The sequence below is a fragment of the Achromobacter sp. GD03932 genome, from assembly GCF_029839485.1.
In the GTDB taxonomy this organism is placed as follows: Bacteria; Pseudomonadota; Gammaproteobacteria; order Burkholderiales; family Burkholderiaceae_B; genus Achromobacter; species Achromobacter bronchisepticus_A.
Genome location: NZ_JAOCAT010000003.1, coordinates 226,313 through 250,090, shown reverse-complemented (window position 1 = coordinate 250,090; position 23,778 = coordinate 226,313). Strand labels below are relative to the sequence as shown.

Sequence of the window (23,778 nt, the reverse complement as noted above, 5' to 3'; positions counted from 1 at the left end):
GCGTTTTTGCTTACTCTCAGGAATCCTTCCACCCATCATGCCCGACCTGGAACCAGACACCGTCTCCGCCCTCGAAGCCCCAGAATTCGCACCCGCCCAGTTCGTCCGATGGTTCCGAGAAGTGGCGCCTTATGTGCATGCGTTCCGAGGCAAGACGTTCGTGGTGGCGTTCGGCGGTGAACTGGTGCAGGCCGGCGCGCTGAACGCGCTGGTGCAAGACCTGTCGCTGCTGTCCTCGCTGGGCATCCGCCTGGTGCTGGTGCACGGCTCGCGTCCGCAGGTCAATGAGCAGCTGCGCCTGAAGGGCTTTACCCAGCAATTCGACCGCGGCCTGTCGCCCACCGACGCCGCCGCGCTGGAATGCGCCAAGGAAGCCGCCGGCGAGATCCGCCTGGACATCGAGGCCGCCTTCAGCCAGGGGCTGCCCAACACGCCCATGTCGCACGCCCATATCCGCGTGATCTCCGGCAACTTCGTCACCGCCCGCCCGACCGGCGTGCTGGATGGGGTGGACTACAAGCACACCGGCCAGGTGCGCAAGATCGACATCGACGCGCTCAAGTTCGCCATCGAGAAGGGCTCGTCCGTGGTGCTGCTGTCGCCGCTCGGCTTCTCGCCCACCGGCGACGCCTTCAACCTGGCCATGGAAGACCTGGCCACCAGCGTCGCCGTGGCGCTGCGCGCTGAAAAACTGATCTTCCTGTCCAGCTCGCAGGGCGTGCTGAACGACGACGGCACGCTGGACACCGAACTGGCCCGCGTGGATGCCGACGCGCTGCTGGCCGGCGGCGAACTCGACGAAGAGACCCACGCCTTCCTGCAGTACGCCTCGCTGGCGGTCAAACGCGGCGTGGCCCGCGCCCACCTGCTGCCGTTCGCCCTGGACGGCAGCGTGCTGCTGGAAATCTTCACCCACGACGGCGTGGGCACCATGGTGGTGGAAGACACGCTGGACGATCTGCGCGCCGCCACCATCGACGACGTGGGCGCCATCCTCAGCCTGATCGAACCGCTGGAAGCGGACGGCACCCTGGTGCCGCGCCCGCGCAGCGTGGTCGAGCGCGACGTGGAAAACTTCACCGTGCTGGAGCACGACGGCGTCATCTACGGCTGCGCGGCCCTGCACAGTTTCCCCGAAGAGCAGATGGCCGAAATGGCCTGCCTGATCGTGCATCCGGAATGGCAAGGTTCGGGCGAAGGCGAGATCCTGCTGCGCCACATGGAATCGCGCGCACGCGCCGTCGGCGCCAAGCGCCTGTTCGTGCTGACGACGCGAACCTCGCACTGGTTCATGAAGCGCGGTTTCGTGCAGGGCGGCATCGCCGACCTGCCGCGCGAAAAGCAGCACAATTACAACCGTTCACGCAACAGCCTGGTCTTCATCAAGAAGCTGTAACAACCGGGCTACCCGCAGGGTCCGCAGGGCTTAGTCGCCGTCACGGCGCCAAGCCCGTTAAAATGCGGGATTACTCATTTCTTCCGGCAGCGAACCATGGCCCGTATCGTCAACTGTGTAAAACTGAAGCGTGAAGCCGAAGGGCTGGATTTCCCCCCCTACCCCGGCGAACTCGGCACCAAGATCTGGCAGAGCATTTCCAAGGAAGCTTGGGAAGAATGGAAGGGCATCCAAACGCGCCTGGTCAATGAAAACCGCCTGAACCTGGCGGACGCCCGTGCGCGCAAGTACCTGAAAGAACAGATGGAGCGCTTCCTGTTCGAAGACGGCGCCGTCGAAGCCCAGGGTTACGTTCCGCCCTCGGCCTGATCCGGTCGCGCCCTTTCCGGCCGCCACCAGATGGCGGCCGACCCGATACAGCCCCTCGCCCGCGAGGGGCTGTTCATTTCCGGCGCCAGCGTCCGCCTTGGCGCCGGCCTTAAGATTCAAGTATTGCTGGCCGTATCATCGCTGTCATGAAAGAAGAATCGCGCCTGTCCCCCTCCTCGCCCATCGAACGCGCGCTCGGCATCGCGCCCGACCGCCGCACGGGTACGCTGCAGGACGTGCAGCACGTGGTGATCCTGATGCAGGAAAACCGGTCCTTCGACCATTATTTCGGTACCTTGCCGGGCGTGCGCGGGTTCGCCGATCCGCATCCCGCGCCCACGCTGGCGGGCGACGTGCTGACGCAGGCCGACGGCGCGGCCCGGGTCCGTCCCTATGCGCTGCAAGCGGAATACGCCAGCGATGCGCGGGTGGGCTACATCACGCCGCATACCTGGGACGACGCGCAGCGCGCCTGGAACGACGGCCGCATGGATCAATGGCTGCCCGCCAAGAGCCGGCTCGGCATGGGCGCCTATCGCGGCGCGGAAATACCGTTCCAGACCGCGCTGGCAAACGCTTTCACCCTGTGCGACGCGTATCACTGCTCGATCCACGCAGGCACCAATCCCAACCGCCTGTTCCTGTGGACCGGCACCAATGATCCGCAAGGCCAGGCCGGCGGCCCGGCCCTGGTCAACACCTACGACCGCCTGGGACCGGCCGGCGAAGGCTACGCCTGGACCACCTACCCCGAACGCCTGCAGCATGCCGGCGTGGACTGGCGCATCTACCAGGACATGGCGGACAACTACCACGACAATCCGCTGGCCGGCTTCCAGCAATACCGCCGGCAGCATGCCGACGCCGCCGGCGACGCGCCCCTGCGCGACCGCGGCCTGTCGACCTGCACGCTGGACGAGCTGGCGCGCGACGTCGCCCGCGGCACGCTGCCGCAGGTGTCGTGGATCATCGCGCCCACGGCCGACTCCGAGCATCCCGAGGTCTCCTCCCCCGTGCGGGGCGGCGCCTACACGGAACGCGTGCTGGAGATCCTGACGCGCAATCCGGAGGTATGGAGCCGCTGCGTGTTCTTCGTCACGTACGACGAGAACGACTGCTTCTTCGACCACATGCCGCCGCCCGCGCCGCCCGCCCGCGCGCCCGACGGCCAGTCGGGCGGCCTGTCCACGGTCGAGCTGGACGGCGAATACCACGATACTCGCCACGGCCCCAGCGCCGCCACGCCTGACGACCCTGCCGGCCTGCACGGCCGCGGGTTCGGCTTGGGGCCGCGCGTGCCGATGCTGGTGGTATCGCCCTGGAGCCGCGGCGGCTGGGTCAATTCCCAGGTGTTCGACCACACTTCGGTGATCCGTTTCCTGGAAGCGCGCTTCGGCGTGCTTGAACCCAACATCAGCGCATGGCGGCGCGAGATCGCCGGCGACCTGACTTCGGCCTTCGACTTCACTGCCGCCCGCGGTGCGCACGCCGAAGGCCGGCGCCAGGCTTGCGCCCTGCCCTATGCGCTGGACGTGCAGGGGCGCATGGCCGCCGACGGCGGGCATTACCGGCTGACCCTGCGCAACCCCGGCGCCGCGGCCGCGGTGCTGCATGTCTACGACCGCCACGCGCTGGAACACGCGCCGCGCCGCTACACCGTGAGCGCGGGCGCGCGGCTGGACGACGGCTGGCGCCTGCACGCAGGCGGCGCCTATGACTTGTGGCTGTTGGGCCCCGACGGTCTGCACCGGCGGTTCCGCGGCGATGCGCGCGATGCCGGAACGCTGGAAGCGCAAGTGGCGGCGACGGCGACGGGCCTGAGCCTGCGTCTCGTCAATCGCGCGGGAATACCGCAGCCAGTGAAAGTGGAGTCGCGCATGGGCGACGGCTGGTGCGCCATGGCGCACGTGCAGGCGGACGGCTCGCTGGAGCTTGCCTATGGCGGTTGCCAGGGATGGTACGACCTGGAGATCAGCGCGCCCGCCATGCCGGCCTTCGGCCGCAGGCTGGCGGGCCGCATCGATGCCGGCAAAGCCGGCCTGCCGGACCCGCGGCTGGAAGCAGGGGCGTCGCTGCCCCTGGAATGAGGCCTGGCGACCGGGGGGGCCGCCGGGCATCCGGTAGTTACTCTTCCGTGTCTTCTTCTTCGCCGCGCGCCAGGCGCTCGGTGTTCTTCACGCCGGTGTGGCGCACGTCGGCGCCCTTGACCATGTAGATCACGCGCTCGGACATGTTCTTGGCATGGTCGCCGATGCGCTCCAGCGCGCGGGCGATGAAGATCATGTCGATGGCGCGCGAAATGGTGCGCGGATCTTCGATCATGTAAGTGATCAGGTGGCGCAGCGCGCCCTTCCATTCCTTGTCCACTTCCTTGTCGCTGCGCACCACGGCGGCGGCCTGGATGGGGTCAAGGCGGGCGAACGCGTCCAGCGCCTGATGCAGCATGGTGCGCACATTGGCGGCCATGTGGCGCAGTTCGATCACCGGGATATGGCGCAGTTCGGCTTCGTGGATGCGACGCGCGACGGTGGCGACCTTCTCGGCCTCATCGCCCGAACGCTCCATGTCGGTCAGCATCTTGGACACGGCCATCAGCATGCGCAGGTCGATGGCGGTAGGCTGGTGGCGCGCCAGGATGCGGCTGATGCTCTCGTCGATTTCGACTTCGTGGCGGTTGACTTCCTTCTCCCGCTCACGGACTTTCTCGACCAGCGAAATGTCGCCGCTGGCGAGCGCGTCGATGGCCTCCTGGATCATGGCTTCCACCAGGCCGCCCATTTGCAGGAACTGCGAACGGACACTCTCCAGGTCCGCATCGAACTGCTTGTTTGTATGCTCCGACATCCGGGCTCCCTGCGTGTTTGGTCTCATTGCACTGCCCTGAAAAAAGGATATTACGAGTTGGGCCTGCACAACCCGCAAGGTTATGACCCAAGTGTGACAGGATTATGAACACGGACCCCGGCCGCCACAAGGCGGGCCGGCCGGGGCGACGCCGGGAAGCGTCGGCAGCGGACTCAGGCGCGGCGGTCCAGGCGGCGGATGCCGTTTTGCGTGGCCAGCAGGGCCACGTCGGCGCCCGCGATCGCGAACAGGCCGCAGGTCACCACGCCCGCCAGATTGTTGACCCGGGCTTCCAGGCCCGGAGCGTCGGTGATGGACAGGCCGGACACGTCCAGGATGACGTTGCCGTTATCGGTGACGAATCCCTCGCGCAGCTTGGGCTGGCCGCCCAGCGCCGCCAGGGCGCGCGCCACGGATGCGCGCGCCATCGGGATGACTTCGACAGGCAGCGGGAACTTGCCCATGGTCTGCACCAGCTTGGACTCGTCGGCGATGCAGATGAAGCGCTCGGCCACCGAAGCCACGATCTTCTCGCGCGTCAGCGCGCCGCCGCCGCCCTTGATCATGTGCAGGTTGGCGTCGATCTCGTCGGCGCCGTCCACGTAGATCGGCATGCTGGTGATGTCGTTCAGGTCCAGCACCTTCAGCCCGTGTCCGGCAAGCCGGGCGGCGCTGCGCTCGGAACTGGCCACCGTGCCGCCGATCCGGCCCTTGAAACGGGCCAGGCCGTCGATGAAAAGATCAGCCGTGGAGCCCGTGCCTACGCCGATGATGGCGTCGGGTCCTGCGACCTGTTCAACGAATTCCAGGGCCGCGTCTGCGGCTTGCTGCTTGAGTTCTTGCTGGGAAAGCATGGCGAGAAATGCGGGAAGGTTTGTCGAGCCAGGAAATTTAGCACGCGGCGGCGGGCCACGCCCGCGCCAGGATGGCCTGCGCATCCGCGCCCGCGGCCAGTTCGCCGAACACGCCGCCACCCGCGATCAGGCGGCTGGCGACGAAAGCCTGCGCCACCGGCGCGGGCGCATGCTGGATCAGCAAGGCAGCCTGCCACAGCCGCGCCAGGCCGGCGGCGATGCGGCGCGCCTGGAACTCGGCCTGGGCGCCGTCGGCCAGCAGGGTCCGCCAGCGCGCCAGCGCGTCGTCGAAATCCTGGTACTGGCCCGCCGCCTGCGCGAACTCGCGCTCCAGCGCGGGCAGCGCCCCGGCCTCGCGCTGCAAGGCGCGCAACACGTCCAGCGCCATGACGTTGCCGGATCCCTCCCAGATGGAGTTGACCGGCGTTTCGCGGTAAAGCCGGGGCATGGGGCCGTCGTCCACGTAGCCGTTGCCGCCCCAGACCTCCATGCATTCGGCCACCGCGGCGATGGCGCGCTTGCAGACCCAAAGCTTGGCGGCGGGCGTGCCCACGCGGACCAGGGCGCGCGCCTCGGCGTCGGCCCGCTCGTCCACGGCGCGCGCCAGCCGCAGCCCCAGCATCATGGCCGCCTCGCTTTCAAGCGCCAGGTCGGCCAGCACGTTGCGCATCAGCGGCTGCCCGATCAGGGGCTTGCCGAAGGCGTGGCGATGGCGCGCATGATGCGCCGACTGCACCAGCGCCTGCCGCAGCAGCGCCGCGCTGCCCAGCACGCAATCCAGCCGGGTGGTGGCGGCCATCTCCAGCAACACGGCCAGGCCGCGGCCCGGTTCGCCCACCATGACGCCCCAGGCATCCTCGAATTCGACCTCGGCGCTGGCGTTGCTGCGATTGCCGAGCTTGTCCTTCAGCCGGCGCACGCGCACGGCATTGCGCGGCCCGTCCGGTATCCAGCGCGGCACGAAAAAGCAGCTGAGCCCTTCGTCGGTCTGCGCCAGCACCAGATGCGCGTCGGCCTGCGGCACCGAGAAAAACCATTTATGGCCGACCAGCAAATAGGCGCGGCCGCGGCCGGGCGCGCCCAGCGGCGTGGCGCGCGTGGTGACGGCGCGCAGGTCAGAACCGCCTTGTTTTTCGGTCAGGCCCATGCCTATCAGGGCCGAGCGCTTGGCGGCCAGCGGCGCGTCGGCGCCGTCGAACTCGCGGGAATACAAGGCGTTCAGCCACTGCCCGCCAAAGTCCACGACGCCCGCAGGCTCGCGCTGCAACAGCGGCACGGCGGCAAAAGTCATGGTGGTGGGACACAAGCTGCCCGCCTCGACCTGCCCCTGCATGACATAGGCCGCGGCCCGCGCCACCTGCGCGCCCGGCTCGGGTTGGGCCCAGGCGCGGCTGTGCAGGCCGCGCGCCATGATGCCGCCCATCAGCAGATTCCAGGACGGATGGAACTCGACGCGGTCGATGCGATGGCCGCCGCGGTCGTAGCTGACCAGGCGCGGCGTGCAGCGGTTGGCCTGCGCGCCGGCTTCCAGCGTCTGCGCGCGGCCCAGCCAGGCGCCGTGCGCCGCCAGTTCCGGCTCCCAGGCTTGCGCGCCTTCGCGCCGCACCGCCTCGCGCAAGGCCGGATCGGTCTCGTACAAGGAGTAGTCCTCCAGGGGCGGCACCTGGTTGGATACGGTATGCGTCGCGAACGATGACATGGCTGCTCCCTGGATCGGTCCACTGATGCGCCGCCCGCCCGCGGCGCGGTCTGCCCCTTCCGCCCTATCTGGCCATTGGCGCCACCAGGGCCCAGGGCCGCAGCGCTTCGACCTGCGCTGCCAGTTCCAGCAACAGCACCTCGCTGCCTAGCGGCCCCATCAGCTGGATGCCGATGGGCAGGCCATCGGACGACATGCCGAAGGGGATGGAGATGGCGGGCATGCCCGTCAGATTGGCCAAAGGCGCAAAAGGCGAATAGCCGATGACGCCCTTCTTGCCCAAACGGTAGGCCAGGTAGTCGGCGTTGTCCATGGCGTAGCGGCCGATGGCCGCCGGCGGCTGCGCCAGCACAGGGCTGAGGAACAGGTCGTAGCCTTGCGTGCCGTCGCGCTCCAGGAAGCGGCCGACCCGGCGCGTGATCTCGTGGCAGGTATCGACGCAGGCCACGTACTGCGCGCCGGAGATGGCGCGGGCGTACTCGCGCGCGCCCAGCGTGGTCGGCTGCAGTTCGTCGGCGGCCAGGCGGCGGCCGCGCGCGGCCACGAAGGCATCGATGGCGTTGGCCGCCGCGCTCGCGATCAGCGGCAGCATGGGCGACAGCACCTCCTCGGATCCCACCGGCGGCGCGGCAGGCGCCAACTCATGGCCCAGCGAGGCGAAGAGGCGCGCGGCCTCGTCCACGACGGCCGCCACTTCAGGATGGATGGCCTCGCCCTCGTAGGTGGTGTTGACGAAGGCGATGCGGCGCCGCGCAGCCGATTGCGGATCGGCGGCCACGCGCGCCACCACGGCGCGATAGGAATCCTTCGGCAGCGCCGGCGCGGCATATGGCGCGCCCACGTCGGCGCCGGCGCTGATATCCAGCGACGCGGCGCAGTCGCGCACCGACAGGGTCATCATGTGTTCGGTGGCCAGGCCGCCCCAGCCTTCGCCCTTCAGCGGACCCAGCGGCATCAGGCCGCGCGAAGGTTTCAGGCCCAGCACGCCGCAGCAGGACGAGGGAATGCGGATGGACCCGCCGCCGTCGCTGCCATGGGCGATGCGCACCATACCGCTGGCCAGCGCGGCGCCCGCGCCGCCGCTGGACCCGCCCGCGCTATGGCCCGCCTTCCAGGGATTCTGCGTGGCTGGTCCGTAGACCGGCGATTCGGTTGTGGGGCTCAGGCCCAGTTCCGCGCTGGTCGTGCGGCCGAACGGAATCAGGCCGGCACGACGGTAGCGCTTGACGATCTCGGCGTCGACGTTCCATTCCACCTGGCCATACAGCACCGACCCCATGGCGCTGGGCAGGCCCAACGCCGCGGTACCCAGATCCTTGAGCAAGGTGGGCACGCCCAGGAACGGCCGCTTCTGCAATTGCGTCAAGCGCTGTTCCTGCGACAGGCCGCCCAGCTCCTCGTCCAGCGACTGCGCCAGGCGCAGGCCGATTTCCGCCTGCATGCCGCAGGCCGCGTTGATCGAGGGATTGCGGGCCGCCACCCGATCCACCGCCTGCTGCATCGCAGCAAGCGCAGTGGTGGCCCCTTGTGCGATATCGGCGCCCAGCGCCGTCGCGTCCAGGGTGGAGGAATCATGGCGTTCAGCGGTGCTCATGCTTGCAATGCTCCAGGTAGCTGACGGCGGATTGCCGCTAGCGCCAGGATATCGGCAGTCGCAGCGGGCAACAAGCTCACGCCCCTGCGATGCCGCCGCGGCCGGATCAGTTCTGGCCCGCAGCCTGGTCTTCGTCGTCATCCCCGGGGCCGCCCTCGTCCGCCGCGCCCAGCAGCAGCCGGGCGTCGGCTTCGGGGAGCGCCTCGACGGCCTTCAGGTTCTTGAGCATGGCGCGGGTGCGCACTTCCGTCTGCCCGATCTTGTTGCTGGCGGTGTCCAGCGTCTTCTTGACGCTGGCCAGGGATTCGCCGAACTTGCCGAACTCCGTCTTGACCGCGCGCAGCACCTGCCAGACCTCGGACGAGCGCTGTTCGATCGCCAGCGTGCGGAACCCCATCTGCAGGCTGTTCAGCAGCGCCGCCAGGTTGCTGGGACCGGCCACGTTGACGCGCAGGTCATGCAGCTTGTCCAGCAGGCCCGGGCGGCGCAGCACCTCGGCGTACAGGCTTTCGGTGGGCAGGAACATGATGGCGAAGTCGGTGGTGTGCGGCGGCGCGACGTACTTGCCTGCGATCAGGCGCGCCTGCAGCTCGACGGCCCGGCCCAGCGCGGCACCGGCGTTCTTCACGCCTTCGATGTCGGCGGCTTCCTGCGCGTCCATGAGGCGCTCGTACTCTTCCTTGGGGAACTTGGCGTCGATCGGCAGCCAGACGGGTTCGCCGCCATCGCCGCGCCCCGGCAGGCGGATGGCGAACTCCACCACCGCATCGCTGCCCGGCACGGGCTTGATGTTGCTGGCGTACTGGTCCGGCGTCATGTTGTCCTCGATCAGCCTGGCCAGCTGCACCTCGCCCCAGGTGCCGCGCGACTTCACGTTGGTCAGCACCCGCTTCAGGTCGCCCACGCCCGCCGCCAGCGCCTGCATTTCCCCCAGGCCCTTGTGCACGGCCTCCAGGCGGTCCGACACCAGCTTGAAGGACTCGCCCAGGCGCTGCTCCAGCGTGGCGTGGAGTTTTTCATCCACGGTGCGGCGCATTTCGTCGAGCTTGGCGCTGTTGTCGGTTTGCAACGATTGCAGCCGCTGATCCACCGTGGCGCGCACTTCCATCAGGCGCCGCTCGTTGATCTGGATGAGGCCTTGCAGTTGCTCGGAGAAGCCCGCTGCAAAGCGCGTCAGGGATTCCGCCGACTCGGCGCGCGCGGCCTGGGCATCGCGCGACAAGCCGGCGCGCAGGTCGCCATGCGACTGCGACAGCTCCACCCGCAGGGCGCGCGTGGAGTCCGCGAATTCGCTGCGCAGGCCGCGCTGGCCTTCAGCGATGTCGGAGCGCAGCGCGCGCTCGGTGCGTTCCAGGCTTTCCAGCAGCGCATCGAGCCGGGCGTCCTGCGCGGGCGGGCGCAGCCAGGCCAGCAACGCCGCCAGAAAGGCCAGAACGGCGCCGCCTGCGGCGATCCAAAGCAGATGTATGTCGTTCAAAAGATGCATCTCCAAAGCCGGGATTGTAGGATGCGGCCCCCGTCGTTCAGGGCGAATCCCGCTAGGATCGACCACTGCCGGGCAAGTAAAACGGAAACAAGGGATTAAACTTTGGGGCATTCAAACAGGTTTGCTCCCCCTTGACCCCCCCAGATCCCACCCCCTGTCTCGCCGCGGCTTCATTCCAGTCCGTCTTCGGCCCGCTGGACCTGAACGCCGCCACGCCGCTCGCCTCGGGACACGACAGGCACATATTCCAGCACCCCAACATGCCGTCCTTGCTCGTCAAGGTCATGGATATGCGCGCCCGCGCGGTGTACCTGGAATCGCGCCCGTTCAAGCGCTGGTACAAGCAGTACCAGCGTGAAAGCGCGTACCGCGTCTACCTGACCGAAATTTCCGAGTACGTCACCACCACCACCCGCCCCTCCGGCGTCTGGCAGGTGCCCATGGCGCGCATACTCGGCGTGGCCCAAACCACGCTGGGCTTGGGGCTGGTCGTCGAGAAAATCTGCGATACCAACGGCAATATTGCTCCCACCGTGACGGATCTGGCCAAGCAGGGCAAGCTGGACGACGCCCTCAGCGCGCAGCTGGACGAATTCTTCCAGGACTTGGCCGATGCCCACGTGGTCCTGCACGACATCTCCGCCAGCAACATCGCCTGTGGCCTGAATGCCGACGGCAAGCAAGGCCTGTACCTGATCGACGGCTTCGGCGGGCTGCCCCTGATTCCGATCTATGCCTGGAGCAAGCGCCTGAACAGCCGGCGCATCCACCGCAAGTACACGCGCATGCGCGCGGCCCTGGCCGAACGCATCGCCACTGGCGGGTTCTGAGGCGCCTTACGCAAGCGCGGCCGGGGCGCGGGCTGGTCGGCTACGCCTGCGGCGCCTGCGGCAACACCACGCCCTGGCGGTCTACCCATACGTAGTCGTGGCCGGCGCGCTGTCCGCGGCGCAAGGGATTGCGCGTGCAGAAGGCCGCATAAGCAGGATCCACAAAACGGTAGTGCAAGTGTTCGTCCCGCCCTAGCGGAATGCCCAGGCGCGTGGTGCAGATCAGGGCCTCGGGCGACTCGCCCACATCCTCCACGTACAGCGCCTGCGGGTCGAAACCGCGTGCATCCCAATCCGGCACCTTCAGGCCCAACGCCCGGCACAGCAGCGTCTGGCCGGCGCACAGGCCCGAGACCGGCCGCGGCCGCCCCTGTGCATCCGGGTTCAACTGCAGCATGCGGGCCAGCGCCTGCGGACCGGACAGCGCGTCCGTCCAGGGATAGGCGGATTTGATCAGCACGGCGTTGCCCGGCCCGCCGGCGCTGAAGTTCAGCGAATCCCCGCCGCGGGCGTAATACATGTAGACCGTGCCGCCGTCCATGAACAGGGCGCGCCGCTTGTGGGTGTAGCCCAGCGACGCATGACTGCCCTTCTCTTCCAGGTAATAGGCCTCGGTCTCGATGATGCGGGCCGACAGCCACAGGTCGCCCACGCGGTGGCGGATCACCTTGCCCGGCAACTCGCGCGCCAGCTGCGCGGCGTCGCGGTCGAAGAAGGCGTCGGGCAAGGCCCGGCCGGGCGCGCCCGGCGCCAGGCCGGCCTGGACCTCAGGCGAAACGTTCGCCGTAGCGCTTTTCGCTGAAGCCAACGCTCACCTCGCCATCGGGCGTGACCGTAACCGGGCGGCGCACCAGCGCCGGATACTCGGCGATCAACTGGCTCCACTGCGCATCGGTGTGCGCCGTCTTGCGCTCTTCCGGCAGGTTGCGCCAGGTCATGGACGTGCGGTTGACCAGCTTTTCCCAGCCGCCGACCTGGTCAGCCCAGGACTTCAGCGTGGCGGCCGGCACCGGATTGTCGCGGTAGTCCACGAACGCATGGGCAACGCCATGCGCGGTCAGCCAGTCGCGCGCCTTGACGCAGGTGCTGCACTTCGTCAGGCCGTACAGGGTGGTTTGCTTCATTTGGGTTCGGACTCCTTGCGCCATTGCATGCGGTTGGCCAGGATCACGCAAGTGCCGACCGCCAGGATGAAGAGCGTCGCCAGCGCATTGATTTCGGGTTTCAAGCCCAGGCGCACGCGCGAGAAAACTTCCATGGGCAGCGTGCTGGAGCTGGGGCCGGACAGGAACGAAGCCAGCACCACGTCGTCCAGCGACAGGGTGAAGGACAACAGCCAGGCCGAGGCCAGCGCCGGCGCGATCAGCGGCAGCGTGATCTTGAAGAACACGGTCATGGGCGTGGCGCCCAGGTCCAGCGCGGCCTCTTCCAGCGAGCGGTCCAGGTCGCGGATGCGGGTCTGGATGACGACCGCGACGAAGGCCATGCACAGGGTCACGTGGCCGACCCAGATCGTGAAGATGCCGTTTTCGGCGGGCCAGCCCAGGCTGCCGCGCAGTTCCACGAACATCAGCAGGAGCGAGATGCCCAGCACCACTTCGGGGATGACCAGCGGCGCGCTCAGCATGCCCACATACAGGGCGAAGCCGCGGAAGCGCCCCATGCGGCCCAGCACATAGCCGGCCCAGGTGCCGATGATGACGGCGGCGGTGGCGGTCATGGCGGCGATGCGGAACGACAGCCAGGCCGCGCGCAGCAGCGCGTCGTCGTTGAACAGCGAGTGATACCAGCGGAACGAGAAGCCGGTCCAGGACGTGACGGTGGGCGACTCGTTGAACGAGAACACCATCAGGCTGATGATGGGCACGTACAGGAAGAAGTACCCCAGCCCCAGCACGACGGCGCGCAAAGTCTTGTTGGGCCCGTTCATTTGCGGCCTCCGCTCGCCTGTTCCTGCTGCTTGACCTGGTTGTATTGGAAATACACCAGGGGCACCAGCAGCAACAGCACCATCACGCAGGTCACGGCCGAGGCCATGGGCCAGTCGGCGTTGTTGAAGAATTCATTCCACATCACGCGGCCCATCATGAGCGTGTTGGCGCCGCCCAGCATTTCGGGGATCACGTACTCGCCCACCGCCGGGATGAACACCAGCATGGCGCCCGCGATCACGCCCTGGCGCGACAGCGGCACGGTGATCTGCCAGAACGCCTGCCAGGGCTTGGCGCCCAGGTCGTAGGCGGCTTCGAGCAGGCGCAGGTCCATCTTCACCAGCGTGGCATACAGCGGCAGGATGAAGAACGGCAGGTAGGCGTAAACCATGCCGATGTAGACGGCGACGTCGGTGCGGTAGATTTCCAGCGGACTGGAAATGATGCCCAGGCTCTGCAGCAGGTTGTTGAGCAGCCCGTCGTTGCGCAGGATGCCGACCCAGGCGTATACGCGCAGCAGCAGCGAGGTCCAGAACGGCAGGATCACGCCCAGGAGCAGCAGGTTGCGCACCGCCGGCGACGAACGCGCGATGTAATAGGCGATGGGATAGCCGATCAGCACGCAGAAGAGCGTGGTGATGGCGGCAATCTTCACCGAATTCAGATACGTGGCGAAGTACAGGCTGTCCGTGAACAGCAGGATGTAGCCGCGCAGATGCAGGCTGAACTGCACCGCCTCGTCCTTGAATTCCGCCAGCGACGTATACGGCGGAATGCCGAACTTCAGCTCGGCGAAACTGATCTTCAGGACCAGCAGGAACGGCACCAGCAGGAACAGCACCAGCCAGGCGAACGGCGGCACCACCGCCAGCGCCCGGCCCGACGGCAACCAGTCGCGGGGCGAAAAGCGGATCATGACGCCAGCACCGTGGCGCTGTCGGCGTCCCAGCTGACGAAGATCTCTTCGTCGATGCCGGGCGCGTCCATCGCGGCCAGCAGCTGGCTGGGCACGCTGGCCTCGACCGTCTTGCCGGAATCCAGGCGGATCTGATAGAGCGCGTAGCTGCCCATCCAGGCCATGTGGCTGACCATGCCGTGGGCCCAGTTGTACTCGGCTTCGGGCTGCTCGCGCGACACCACCAACCGTTCAGGGCGGATGGAGACGTGCACTTCCATGCCGAGCGGTTCGCTCACGCCGTGGTTGACGAAGAGCGGACGGGTCAGCTCGCCGCACTCGATGGCGACATGGTCGGGTTCATCAACCACGATGGTGCCGGTGAACATGTTGGTCGAACCGATGAAGCTGGCGACGAAGCGGGAATTCGGGAAGGCGTAGACGTCCTGCGGCGTGCCGCATTGGACGATCTGGCCTTCGGTCATGACGGCCAGGCGATGGGCCATGGTCATGGCTTCTTCCTGGTCGTGCGTGACCATGATGCAGGTCACGCCGACCTGCTCCAGGATCTTCACGAGTTCGATCTGGGTCTTCTGGCGGATCTGCTTGTCCAACGCGGACATGGGCTCGTCCAGCAGCAGCAGCTTGGGCCGCTTGACCAGGCTGCGCGCCAGCGCCACGCGCTGCTGCTGGCCGCCCGACAGCTGGTTGGGCTTGCGGCGCGAATAGCCGGCCATCTGGACCAGGTCCAGGGCTTCGAACACGCGGTCGTGGATCTCGGCCCGATCCACGCCTTCCTGCTTCAGGCCGAAGGCCACGTTGGCCTCGACCGTCATGTGCGGGAACAGCGCGTAGGACTGGAACATCATGTTCACGGGCCGGCGGTACGGCGGCACGTGCGTGATGTCCTCGCCATCCAGGAAGATCTGGCCCGAGGTGGCTTCCTCGAAGCCCGCCAGCATGCGCAGCAAGGTGGACTTGCCGCTGCCCGAACTGCCGAGCAGGGCGAAGATCTCGTTGCGCTTGACCGAGAGATTGACGGAACGGACGGCGACCACATCGCCGAAGATCTTTACGACATCGGAGATCCGGACGAACTCGTCCGGATCGGCCGAATGCTGCGCCGAGTAACGGCTATCGCTCATGATGACTTATCTTCCAGACTTCAGCTCGGACCACATCCGGTTTTGCAGGCGTTGGATGTTCAAGGGCAGCGCCTTGATCACATACAGGGTCTTGGAGACGTCCGCCGGCGGGTAGATCATGGGGTTGTCGGCCACGTCCTTGACCACGTACTGCCGCGCCTCTTTGTTGGCGTTGGGGTAGAACATGGTGTTGGTGATGGCCGCGTGCACCTTGGGCGTTTCGATGTAGTTGATGAAGGCCAGCGCCTCTTCGGGATGCGGCGCATCCTTGGGGATGACCATCAGGTCGAACCACGCGGGCGCGCCGCCCTTCGGAATGAAGTAGTTCACTTCGTAGGACTTCTTGGCGTCCTGGGCGCGCTTGCGGGCGATCATCACGTCGCCGGAAAAGCCGTAGACCATGCACAGGTCGCCCACGGCCAGCTCGTCGATATAGCCCGACGAGCTGAACTGGCGGATGTACGGGCGGATCTTCATCAGCACGTCCAGCGCGGCCTTGTAGTCGTCCGCGTTGGTGCTGTTGGGGTCCTTGCCCAGGTACTTGAGCACGGCGGGGAACACCTGCGCGGCTTCGTCCAGCATGGAGATGCCGCACTCTTTCAGCTTGGCGGCGTTCTCGGGCTTGAAGATCATGTCCCAGTTGGCCAGGTCCACGCCGTCGCCCATGATCTGCTTGACCTTGGTGACGTTGTAGCCCAGGCCGTTGGTGCCGTAGCCCCAGGGAATGGCGTATTCGTTGCCGGGATCGACGGTGGCGACCAGCGCCATGATTTCGGGATCCAGGTACTTCCAGTTCGGGATCTTGGACTTGTCCAGCTTCTGGAACAGGCCGGCTTCGATCTGGCGCGAGGCGTAATGCGTGGACGGGACAACGACGTCGTAACCCGACTTGCCGGCCAACAGCTTGGCCTGCAGGGTGTCGTTGCTGTCGTAGACGTCATAGCGGACCTTGATGCCGGTTTCCTTTTCAAAACCGGGAATCGTGTCCGGAGCCGTGTATTCAGCCCAGTTGTAGACGTTGACGACCTTGTTCTGCGCCACCGCCGCCGACGAGGCCGCCATGACCAGCATCGTTCCAAGCGCCAAGCGCATACCCGCCCGTAGTTTCATCACCAGCCCCCTTGCGTTATGCCGTATGTGACAGGAGTACCAAAAGGCGAAATGATAAAGCTTTTTAGCGATCACCTGCCCAACTTTGCCGGGTAATTGGCGCGATTTGGGCCCGATGGCGGCAATTGGCCGCCGCCGCCCGGATCAGGGCTGGATTCCCACGCCCCAGGCCGTCCAGTAGCTGTCGCGCAGGCGCAGCCAGAAGCGCTCGCCCTCTTCCCCAGCCACCTTGCGCAGCGAACGGCGCAGGCGTTCCAGGTTGGCCTCGCGCTGGCGGTCCGACAGGGAACCTTGCGTGCCGCGATCGAAATCGATCAGCCAGACGCGGCCGTCGCCCCCCACCAGGATGTTGAAGGCATTGAGGTCGGCATGCCAGACGCCGGCCCGGTGCATGCGCACGATGGCCTCGGCCGCCGCCTGCCAGACCGGCTCGGCCAGCATGTGGGCCAGCGGCCGCACGCCGGGGATGCGCTCGACCACGATGGCGGCGCGGTAGATCGGGCCTTGCCGCCAGTAGGCGGCGGCCAGCGGCGCGGGCACCGCCAGGCCTTGGGCGCGCATGGCGGCCAGCAGGCGGTATTCGCGGAAGCTGCGGGTGCGGGCCTCGCCATTCCAGAGATAGGCGTCGCGGCTGATGCGCGCGATCATCCCGCCGCGGCGGTAGCGGCGCAGCACGCCCTGCCAGCCCGCCCCCTGCACGAACCACGCCGCCTGGCGCCCGCCGGCATCCACCGGCCGCGCCCGGTCGCCGTAGTGCGCCGGGTTGAACAGGTCCGGGCCGGCCTCGGCCAGCCGCGAGGGATCGCTCAGCATGGCGCCGCCCAGGGGGCCGGACCAGGCCAGGCGCCGTTCGCCGGATCGGGAATCGCCTTCAGCCTTCACGGTTGCGCATCCAGTCGGCCACGCCGTAGAAGGACTGCAGCAGGCGTTCGACCAGGGCCGGTTCGATCCCCTGGTCTTCCATGGCCCGGCCGATGCAGATGACCCACTGGTCGCGCTCGACCTCGCCGATCGAGAACGGCAGGTGCCTGGCGCGCAGCCGCGGATGGCCGAAACGTTCTATATAGTGGTCCGGACCGCCGAAGTAGCCGCAAAGAAACCAGAACAGCTTGTCGCGCGCCTGGTCCAGGCTGGGGCCATGGGCGGCCCGCAGCTCCTTCAGGTCGGGCTCCATGTCCATGAGGTCATAAAAGCGGTCCACCAGGGCGCGCACGCCCGGCTCGCCGCCAAGTAGGTCAAAAATGCTGCTGGAGTTTTCCACGGGTTCGGTAATCGTATGGACGCGCGTCGGCATCAGGTTTCTCGTAGGGTGACCAGGGGCGGGGTGCGCAACACGCCGCGCAGGGCCAGGGCGCCGCCGGCCCATGCGCCCAGCATGCCCGCGGCGATGCCCGCCAGCCAGGGCCAGAGGCTGAGAGTAATCGTGAAATCAAATACCTGCGTTGACAAAGCCCAAGCGATCGCGGTGGCGCCCGCCGCCGCCAGCAGGCCCGCCAGGCCGCCCACGGCCCACAGCTCGATGCGCTGGGAGCGCGCAAGCTGGCTGCGGGTTGCGCCCAGCGCACGCAGCACCGCGGCTTCGCGCATGCGCTCGTCGCGTGTGGCCGTCAGCGCCGCGGACAGCACCAGCACGCCGGCGGCCAGGGTGAACAGGAACAGCAGCTGCACGGCCTTGCCCACCTCGTTCAGCACGGACTGCAGCTGCTGCAGGATGGCGCCCACGTCGAACACCGTCAGGTTCGGGAACTCACGCACCAGCGCGGGCAGGACCGAGGCCTTTTCGGGCGGCAGATAGAACGAAGTGATCCAGCTCTGGGGCATGTCGGCCAACGCGGCGGGCGTCAGGATGGCGAAAAAATTGACGCGCATCGTATCCCAATCGACCCGGCGGGTGCTGGTGACGGCCACTTCGACCTGCTGGCCCGCCACGTCGAAGGTCATCTTGTCGCCCAGCGCCAGGCCCAGCGTCTTGGCCAGGCCCGACTCCAGCGACACCTCGGCCGCGCCGGGTTCCAGCCAGCGGCCCTGCTCGATGCGGTTGGAGGACGGCAATTCATCGCCATAGGACAGGTTGAACTCGCGGTCCACCAGTCGCTTGGCGCGGGGCTCCTCGTAGTCGTCCGGCCCCACGGGCTTGCCGTTGATGGCAATCAGCCGCCCGCGCACCATCGGCGCCAGCGTGACGCGGCCCAGGCCTTCTCGGGTAAGCGCGTCGGTCACGGCCTGGCGCTGGTCCGGCTGCACGTTGATGAGGAAACGGTTGGGCGCATCCGGCGGCAGGGTCCGCTGCCAGCCCTGGATCAGATCGGTGCGCGTCATGGTCAGCAACAGCAGCGCCATCAGGCCCACCGCCAGGGCGCACACCTGGGTGATGGTGGCGGCGCGCCGGCGCACCACGCCAGCCAGCGCGAAACGCAGCGCCGGCAGGCCGGCAGCCAGCCGGCGCACCCGCGCCAGGCCCAGGATGCAGAGCCAGGCCACCAGCGCGAATACGGCGAAGGCTCCTAAAAAGCCGCCCGCCACCACGCCGCCCAGCTTGGCGTCGCCGGCAAACCACCAGATCAGCAGCGCGAAGCCCGCGGCCCCCAGCACATAGCCCAGGGCGCTGCGCGCGCTGAGCGCGTCGGCGTCGCGGCGCAGCACCCGGGCCGGCGGCACATGGCGCAGCTGGGCCAGCGCCGGCAGGGCAAAACCCAGCAACAGCAAGAGGCCGGTCAGCAGCCCCTGCAAGGCCGGGATGGCCGAAGGCGCGGGCAGGCTGGTATCGATCAGCGAACCCAGCAGCATCACCAGCACCTGGTGCACCGCATAACCCAGCAGGCAGCCCGCGGCCGACGAGAACAGGCCGACCAGGGTGAACTCCAGCGTCAGCATGCGCGACACTTGCGACTGCACCGCCCCCAGGCAGCGCATGACGGCGATGCCGTCACGGTGGCGCGTCATGTAGCGGCCGGCGGCCAGGGCCACGGCCACGGCCGATATCAGCACCGCCAGCAGCGCGACCAGGGACAGGAAGCGCTGCGCCCGGTCCAGCGTGCGGCGCACTTCGGGCCGGCCGGACTCCAGGGTGGCAACCTTCTGGCCGCGCTTCAGGTTCTGCTTGAGCCACGTCGCGTAGCCGGCCACGGCGTCGGGCTGGCCCGCAACGAGCATGGCGTAGCCGATGCGGCTGCCCGGCGCGATCAGGCCGGTGGCGGGCAGATCGCTGGCGCGCAGCAGCACCCGCGGCGCCACGTTGACGAATTGCATGCCGCGGTCCGGCTCATAGGTGATGACGCGGTCCACCCGCAGGTGGGCGTCGCCCACGTTGAGCGTGCCGCCCACCTTCAGGTTCAGCAGGGACAGCAATTGGGCGTCCACCCAGACCGCCCCTTCAGGCGGAATGTCGCGCGTCGGGGCGTCGGGTTCGAACGGCGCGCCCGCCACGCGCAGGGCGCCGCGCAGCGGATAGCCCGGCTCCACCGCTTTCAGCGCGGCCAGCTGGGCGCCGTCGCCGGCCCCGACCATGGACGGGAACTGCCAGGTGCTGGACACGGCCAGCCCGCGTTCGCGGGCCTGGTCCATGAAGGCGGCAGGCACCGGCTCGTCGGCGTCCAGCACCAGGTCGGCGCCCAGCATCTGCCCGGCGTCGCGCTCCAGCGCCCGGCCGACCCGGTCCGCCAGGAAGCCGACGCTGGTCACCGCGGCCACCGCCACGACCAGCGCCAGCACCAGCAGCCGCAGTTCCCCGGCGCGGGCGTCGCGCATCATCATCCTGGCGCCCTGGCGCAAGGTGGACCAAAAACCTGGGCGCCTGGCCCGTGACGTATCAGGGAAATCCATCATTCCACAATGTTAACCAACGGCCTAGATCGGGGCCGAATCCCGATATCATCCCGGGGCGGGAGGCGAAGCCACCCATAAAGATACTCAAAACCTGGAGAAGACGATGCGTAAATCCTGGCTTGCCGCCACGATTCTGGCCGCCTGCACGGCCGCAACCGCCCTGCCCGCCGTGGCGCAGAACACTCTGAAGATGGCCTACGCGCTGTCCACGTCCTCGCACTACGGCGCTGGCGCCGACGCGCTGGCCAAGTCCATCGAAGCGTCCACCGGCGGGAAATACAAAGTACAGCAATTCGCCAACAGCGCGCTGGGCGGCGAACGCGAAGTGATCGAAGGCCTGCAGATCGGCACCATCGACCTGGCCATCGTGTCCACCGGCGCCACGCTGAACTTCGTGCCTGAAACGGGTGTCTTCGACATCCCCTTCCTGCTGCGCGACTTGCCGCACGCCCGCAACGTGCTCGACAGCAAGATCGGACAAGATATGCTGGCAAAGTTCCCCAGCCGCGGCATCATCGCCCTGGCCTGGGGCGAACAGGGCTTTCGCCACCTGACCAACAACGTCCGCCCGGTCAAGACTCCGGCCGACGCCAAGGGCCTGAAGATCCGCACCACGGAAAACCCGATCCACATCACCGCCTTCCGCCAGATCGGCATTCTGCCGACCCCCATGGCCTGGCCTGAAGTCGCCACCGCCCTGCAGCAAGGCACCATCGACGGCCAGGAAAACCCGCTGTCGGTGATCACCTCCGCCAAGCTGTCGCAGATGCAGAAGTACCTGTCCTTGACCGGCCACGTCTATGGCCCGGCCCTGGTGCTGATGTCGGCCAACGTGTACGAGGGCCTGTCGGCCGCGGACAAGGCCAACTTCGACAAGGCCGGCAAGGAATCCGCCCAGGCCATGCGCGCCTACGTGGACAACATCGAGAAGACGGGTGTCGAACAGCTGAAGAAGGAAGGCATGCAGGTGTCCGAAGTGGACCGCGCCGCCTTCGCCGCCGCCGTCGAGCCCGCCTACCCCGAGTACTACAAGAAGTTCGACAAGAAGCTGATCGACGCGATCCGCGACACCAAGTAAGCGGGCCCCCGCCCCGATCCGGGGCGAAGCGCCCATGGCGGCGGGATCCCGGTCCCGCCGCTTTCGTTCCCATCCTTTGCGTACAACGCCAACGGGATTCATCATGCGTTTGCTCTGCGCCTTCGACCGCGGCCTGTTCAAACTGGTCTCGGTCCTTGCCCAATTGCTGCTGGTGGCCGCCGCAGCCGCCGCCTTCTACCAAGTCATCGCGCGCTTCGTGCTGCACTCCCCCGCCGACTGGAGCGAGGTGCTGACCCGCGCCCTCCTGATCTGGACCGTGCTGCTGGGCGTGGCCCTGGCCTTCCGTCACGGCGCCATGATCAGCGTGGAGCTGCTGCGCAACCTGCTGGGCGGCACGCGCCGCCGCGTGCTCGAAGCGGTGATCGGCCTGATCTGCGCCGGATTCCTCGGCTTTCTGGCCTGGATCGGCGGCAACATGACCTACCGCGTGCGCTTCCAGACCGTGCCGAGCCTGGACATTTCGATTTCCTGGATCTACCTGGCCATCCCCGTGGGCGCCACCCTCGCCGCCATCGCCGTGCTGGCCCGCTGGTGCGCCGGCGAGGAAGACGAGGTGCCGGTGCGCAACGACGCGCAAGGCTGAGCCCCCCCATCGAACATACGCAGCAGATATCGCCATGTCCCAATTAATGATTGTCTCGATGCTGATTTTCTTCGGGCTGTCCGTGCCGGTCGCCGTGTCGATCGGCCTGGCCAGCCTGGCGGGAGTCGGCGCTGCCGGCCTGCCCTGGGTGGTGGTGGCGCAGCAACTCTTCGCCGCGCTGGACAAGTACCCGCTGGTCGCCATTCCCTTCTTCATCCTGGCCGGCAACCTGATGGAAGCGGGCGGCATCTCCGAACGCATGGTGGAGTTCGCCAAGAGCGTGGTGGGCGGCATCCAGGGCGGCCTGGCCTGCACCTGCGTGTTGACCTGCATGATCTTCGCCGCAGTGGCCGGCTCCAGCGTGGCCACCACCTTCGCGGTGGGCGCGATCCTGATTCCCGCCATGATCCGGCACGGTTACCCGGCGCCCTTCGCCGCCTCATTGCAGGCCAGCGCGGCGGAACTGGGCGTGATCATCCCGCCGTCCATCCCGATGATCCTGTTCGCGGTGTCCACCGACACCTCGACCGGCGAACTGTTCATCGCCGGCGTCATGCCTGGCATCCTGATCGGCGTGGCGCTGATGTTCTACGTCTGGTTCTACGCCAAGCGCAACAACCTGGGCAAGCGCGACGGCGAAGGCCGCCTGCCGCTGTGGCCCGCGTTCAAGAACGCCTGGCTGGCGCTGATGATGCCGGTCATCATCCTGGGCGGCATTTACGGCGGCATCTTCACGCCGACCGAAGCGTCGGTGGTGGCCGTAATGTACGCCGTGGTGGTGGGCAAGTTCATCTACCGCCGCCTAAGCTTCAAGCAGCTGTCCGCCACGCTGCACAAGTCGGTGGTGTCGACGGCGGTGATCATGTTCGTGATCGCCAACGCCGGCATCTTCAGCTTCCTGCTCAACCGCGCGGGCATTCCGGACGCGCTGGGCGTGTGGCTGGCGCAGATCTTCGACACCAAGTTCACCTTCCTGATGGGCGTGAACGCGGCGCTGTTCATAATCGGCATGTTCATCGAAACCTCGGCCTCCATCGTGGTGCTGGCGCCCTTGCTGCTGCCGGTGGCGCTGAAGTTCGGCGTGGAGCCGGTGCACTTCGGGATCATCATGGTGGTGAACCTGGCGCTCGGGATGATTACGCCGCCATTCGGGGTGAATCTCTTCGCGGCTTGCGCGGTGGCGAAGTTGCCGTTGGAGAGGTTGATCAAGCCGTTGATTCCGTTTGTGGGGGTGGTGATTGTTTGCCTGATGATCATTACTTATTGGCCGGGGTTGTCGCTGGGATTGCGGGATCTGGTCTACGCGAAGTAAGTCTGTTTGCAGGTTCTGTTGTAGTGGCGGGCGTCAGGGCTTCTTCGTAGGCCGCTCGCCGGCGCGGACGCCTGAGGGGCGAGCGCCCACGATTGCGGTCCGGAGCGTTCGCTCCGGACTGCCCCTGCCTCATCCTCGTCCTCGCCTTCGGCGACTCCTTCGGATTCCGTCGGGCGCATCGAGGTTGCTTGCCCCTCAGGCGCCCGCACCGGCGAGCTACCGGATTCTTGGCCTGTTGCGCTGCTAGAGCTGTGGTTGGTGGCGAGTCTTGCGTCACCCGCTGCTTGCGGCCGCGCGGGCGGCCGCAAGCAGCATACGTGTTGGTGGGCGTCGTGGCTGTCTGCGCTTGCGCGAATGCGGAGAGCTGTTTGCTAATGTCACCAGCATCTGGTGGGTGGGCGGTGATGGGTGGCGCGCGGCAAGCAGCCGTTTACGCATCAAGATCCGTTCGCGCGCGCCACCCATCCGGCGGCGAAGTTGAAATGACGATTCTTGGCCAACTCCGTCTTGGCGCTTGAAGACCGAGATGCGCCGTCGCTGGTGGACAGGCTCACCAGTTCCAGCAGCTCGTCGACTCAGCGCCGCGCCTTGGCCGGAGTGGCCCTCAGACCCAGCCTCGTGATCGATTCGGCGACGATATTGGCCGCGTGGCACTGAGAGCGACGCCCCGTCCAACGCCTTCCAGGTCTGCTCGGACCAACGCGACAAAGTGCATTCCGGCCGGAGCTTGCGCTCTCAGTCGTCAGCTCGCGTAGCTGTCACCAAAGCTCTTTGCTAACTGGCGGGTCGTCGTGCCATTGGGCAGT

Annotated in this window: 21 protein-coding genes; 7 read left to right on the top strand and 14 right to left on the bottom strand. The window is 67.3% G+C overall.

Annotated features, from left to right (window positions below):
* Nucleotides 1-37: 37 nt before the first annotated feature.
* From argA to N5C88_RS04500, 3 genes are all read left to right on the top strand, one after another.
* The gene (argA, locus tag N5C88_RS04510) at nucleotides 38-1,396 is read left to right on the top strand and encodes an amino-acid N-acetyltransferase (protein ID WP_054451170.1); all 1,359 of its coding nucleotides are present in this window, start codon (nucleotides 38-40) and stop codon (nucleotides 1,394-1,396) included.
* Nucleotides 1,397-1,492: 96 nt separating this feature from the next.
* The gene (locus N5C88_RS04505) at nucleotides 1,493-1,765 is read left to right on the top strand and encodes an oxidative damage protection protein (protein WP_059380425.1); all 273 of its coding nucleotides are present in this window, start codon (nucleotides 1,493-1,495) and stop codon (nucleotides 1,763-1,765) included.
* Between the two features lie 146 nt (nucleotides 1,766-1,911).
* Nucleotides 1,912-3,852: a phospholipase C, phosphocholine-specific gene (locus N5C88_RS04500; protein WP_280014752.1), complete on the top strand. Its 1,941-nt coding sequence runs from the start codon at nucleotides 1,912-1,914 to the stop codon at nucleotides 3,850-3,852.
* Nucleotides 3,853-3,889: 37 nt separating this feature from the next.
* Here N5C88_RS04500 and phoU read toward each other — a convergent pair whose 3' ends face one another.
* The 5 genes from phoU to rmuC form a co-directional block, all read right to left on the bottom strand.
* Nucleotides 3,890-4,609, bottom strand: a complete 720-nt coding sequence (phoU, locus tag N5C88_RS04495) for a phosphate signaling complex protein PhoU (RefSeq protein WP_054451167.1) — start codon at nucleotides 4,607-4,609, stop codon at nucleotides 3,890-3,892.
* Between the two features lie 173 nt (nucleotides 4,610-4,782).
* The gene (gene rpiA, locus N5C88_RS04490; protein WP_059380427.1) at nucleotides 4,783-5,463 is read right to left on the bottom strand and encodes a ribose-5-phosphate isomerase RpiA; all 681 of its coding nucleotides are present in this window, start codon (nucleotides 5,461-5,463) and stop codon (nucleotides 4,783-4,785) included.
* A 37-nt stretch (nucleotides 5,464-5,500) separates the two neighbouring features.
* Complete coding sequence (locus tag N5C88_RS04485) at nucleotides 5,501-7,162, bottom strand: isovaleryl-CoA dehydrogenase (protein WP_280014751.1); 1,662 nt, start codon at nucleotides 7,160-7,162, stop codon at nucleotides 5,501-5,503.
* Between the two features lie 64 nt (nucleotides 7,163-7,226).
* Nucleotides 7,227-8,756 carry an amidase gene (locus tag N5C88_RS04480; protein WP_280014750.1) on the bottom strand — a complete coding sequence of 510 codons (1,530 nt, stop codon included), beginning with the start codon at nucleotides 8,754-8,756 and terminating at the stop codon, nucleotides 7,227-7,229.
* A 106-nt stretch (nucleotides 8,757-8,862) separates the two neighbouring features.
* A complete protein-coding gene (gene rmuC, locus N5C88_RS04475; RefSeq protein WP_059380430.1) occupies nucleotides 8,863-10,242 on the bottom strand; it encodes a DNA recombination protein RmuC in 1,380 nt (459 codons plus the stop codon).
* 131 nt (nucleotides 10,243-10,373) lie between these two features.
* On the opposite strand from rmuC, the gene N5C88_RS04470 reads away from it, so the two are divergent.
* Entirely contained in the window at nucleotides 10,374-11,072 is a 699-nt protein-coding gene (locus N5C88_RS04470; RefSeq protein ID WP_118932242.1) for a PhoP regulatory network YrbL family protein, read from the top strand.
* A gap of 40 nt (nucleotides 11,073-11,112) precedes the next feature.
* On the opposite strand, the gene N5C88_RS04465 is transcribed toward N5C88_RS04470, so the two are convergent.
* From N5C88_RS04465 to N5C88_RS04425, 9 genes are all read right to left on the bottom strand, one after another.
* Nucleotides 11,113-11,826 (bottom strand): DNA-3-methyladenine glycosylase, encoded by a 714-nt coding sequence (locus tag N5C88_RS04465; protein ID WP_118932262.1) that lies wholly within the window; start codon nucleotides 11,824-11,826, stop codon nucleotides 11,113-11,115.
* 13 nt (nucleotides 11,827-11,839) lie between these two features.
* Nucleotides 11,840-12,196: an arsenate reductase gene (locus N5C88_RS04460; RefSeq protein ID WP_059380432.1), complete on the bottom strand. Its 357-nt coding sequence runs from the start codon at nucleotides 12,194-12,196 to the stop codon at nucleotides 11,840-11,842.
* Nucleotides 12,193-13,002 carry an ABC transporter permease subunit gene (locus tag N5C88_RS04455; protein WP_042792726.1) on the bottom strand — a complete coding sequence of 270 codons (810 nt, stop codon included), beginning with the start codon at nucleotides 13,000-13,002 and terminating at the stop codon, nucleotides 12,193-12,195. Before N5C88_RS04455 ends, N5C88_RS04460 begins: the two co-directional genes overlap by 4 nt.
* On the bottom strand, nucleotides 12,999-13,919 hold the full coding sequence (locus tag N5C88_RS04450; protein ID WP_059380433.1) for an ABC transporter permease subunit: 921 nt from the start codon (nucleotides 13,917-13,919) through the stop codon (nucleotides 12,999-13,001). Before N5C88_RS04450 ends, N5C88_RS04455 begins: the two co-directional genes overlap by 4 nt.
* On the bottom strand, nucleotides 13,916-15,043 hold the full coding sequence (potA, locus tag N5C88_RS04445; protein WP_059380434.1) for a polyamine ABC transporter ATP-binding protein: 1,128 nt from the start codon (nucleotides 15,041-15,043) through the stop codon (nucleotides 13,916-13,918). Before potA ends, N5C88_RS04450 begins: the two co-directional genes overlap by 4 nt.
* A 6-nt stretch (nucleotides 15,044-15,049) precedes the next feature.
* On the bottom strand, nucleotides 15,050-16,153 hold the full coding sequence (locus N5C88_RS04440) for a polyamine ABC transporter substrate-binding protein (protein ID WP_059380435.1): 1,104 nt from the start codon (nucleotides 16,151-16,153) through the stop codon (nucleotides 15,050-15,052).
* Between the two features lie 144 nt (nucleotides 16,154-16,297).
* The gene (locus tag N5C88_RS04435) at nucleotides 16,298-17,035 is read right to left on the bottom strand and encodes a 3-deoxy-D-manno-octulosonic acid kinase (RefSeq protein WP_118932241.1); all 738 of its coding nucleotides are present in this window, start codon (nucleotides 17,033-17,035) and stop codon (nucleotides 16,298-16,300) included.
* Entirely contained in the window at nucleotides 17,025-17,447 is a 423-nt protein-coding gene (locus N5C88_RS04430) for a group II truncated hemoglobin (protein WP_059380436.1), read from the bottom strand. Before N5C88_RS04430 ends, N5C88_RS04435 begins: the two co-directional genes overlap by 11 nt.
* The gene (locus N5C88_RS04425; RefSeq protein ID WP_118932240.1) at nucleotides 17,447-19,978 is read right to left on the bottom strand and encodes an FtsX-like permease family protein; all 2,532 of its coding nucleotides are present in this window, start codon (nucleotides 19,976-19,978) and stop codon (nucleotides 17,447-17,449) included. Before N5C88_RS04425 ends, N5C88_RS04430 begins: the two co-directional genes overlap by 1 nt.
* 103 nt (nucleotides 19,979-20,081) lie before the next feature.
* On the opposite strand from N5C88_RS04425, the gene N5C88_RS04420 reads away from it, so the two are divergent.
* From N5C88_RS04420 to N5C88_RS04410, 3 genes are all read left to right on the top strand, one after another.
* A complete protein-coding gene (locus N5C88_RS04420; RefSeq protein ID WP_059380438.1) occupies nucleotides 20,082-21,056 on the top strand; it encodes a TRAP transporter substrate-binding protein in 975 nt (324 codons plus the stop codon).
* A gap of 103 nt (nucleotides 21,057-21,159) precedes the next feature.
* Complete coding sequence (locus N5C88_RS04415) at nucleotides 21,160-21,660, top strand: TRAP transporter small permease (RefSeq protein WP_059380439.1); 501 nt, start codon at nucleotides 21,160-21,162, stop codon at nucleotides 21,658-21,660.
* Between the two features lie 34 nt (nucleotides 21,661-21,694).
* Entirely contained in the window at nucleotides 21,695-22,972 is a 1,278-nt protein-coding gene (locus tag N5C88_RS04410; protein ID WP_118932239.1) for a TRAP transporter large permease, read from the top strand.
* The last annotated feature ends 806 nt before the right edge of the window (nucleotides 22,973-23,778 follow it).

Excerpts from the sequence above, each read along its gene's own strand:
- argA (WP_054451170.1), top strand. The coding sequence starts at position 38 with ATGCCCGACCTGGAACCAGACACCGTCTCCGCCCTCGAAGCCCCAGAA.
- N5C88_RS04505 (WP_059380425.1), top strand. The coding sequence starts at position 1,493 with ATGGCCCGTATCGTCAACTGTGTAAAACTGAAGCGTGAAGCCGAAGGG.
- N5C88_RS04500 (WP_280014752.1), top strand. The coding sequence starts at position 1,912 with ATGAAAGAAGAATCGCGCCTGTCCCCCTCCTCGCCCATCGAACGCGCG.
- phoU (WP_054451167.1), bottom strand. The coding sequence starts at position 4,609 with ATGTCGGAGCATACAAACAAGCAGTTCGATGCGGACCTGGAGAGTGTC.
- rpiA (WP_059380427.1), bottom strand. The coding sequence starts at position 5,463 with ATGCTTTCCCAGCAAGAACTCAAGCAGCAAGCCGCAGACGCGGCCCTG.
- N5C88_RS04485 (WP_280014751.1), bottom strand. The coding sequence starts at position 7,162 with ATGTCATCGTTCGCGACGCATACCGTATCCAACCAGGTGCCGCCCCTG.
- N5C88_RS04480 (WP_280014750.1), bottom strand. The coding sequence starts at position 8,756 with ATGAGCACCGCTGAACGCCATGATTCCTCCACCCTGGACGCGACGGCG.
- rmuC (WP_059380430.1), bottom strand. The coding sequence starts at position 10,242 with ATGCATCTTTTGAACGACATACATCTGCTTTGGATCGCCGCAGGCGGC.
- N5C88_RS04460 (WP_059380432.1), bottom strand. The coding sequence starts at position 12,196 with ATGAAGCAAACCACCCTGTACGGCCTGACGAAGTGCAGCACCTGCGTC.
- N5C88_RS04455 (WP_042792726.1), bottom strand. The coding sequence starts at position 13,002 with ATGAACGGGCCCAACAAGACTTTGCGCGCCGTCGTGCTGGGGCTGGGG.
- N5C88_RS04450 (WP_059380433.1), bottom strand. The coding sequence starts at position 13,919 with ATGATCCGCTTTTCGCCCCGCGACTGGTTGCCGTCGGGCCGGGCGCTG.
- potA (WP_059380434.1), bottom strand. The coding sequence starts at position 15,043 with ATGAGCGATAGCCGTTACTCGGCGCAGCATTCGGCCGATCCGGACGAG.
- N5C88_RS04440 (WP_059380435.1), bottom strand. The coding sequence starts at position 16,153 with ATGAAACTACGGGCGGGTATGCGCTTGGCGCTTGGAACGATGCTGGTC.
- N5C88_RS04430 (WP_059380436.1), bottom strand. The coding sequence starts at position 17,447 with ATGCCGACGCGCGTCCATACGATTACCGAACCCGTGGAAAACTCCAGC.
- N5C88_RS04425 (WP_118932240.1), bottom strand. The coding sequence starts at position 19,978 with ATGATGGATTTCCCTGATACGTCACGGGCCAGGCGCCCAGGTTTTTGG.
- N5C88_RS04420 (WP_059380438.1), top strand. The coding sequence starts at position 20,082 with ATGCGTAAATCCTGGCTTGCCGCCACGATTCTGGCCGCCTGCACGGCC.
- N5C88_RS04415 (WP_059380439.1), top strand. The coding sequence starts at position 21,160 with ATGCGTTTGCTCTGCGCCTTCGACCGCGGCCTGTTCAAACTGGTCTCG.
- N5C88_RS04410 (WP_118932239.1), top strand. The coding sequence starts at position 21,695 with ATGTCCCAATTAATGATTGTCTCGATGCTGATTTTCTTCGGGCTGTCC.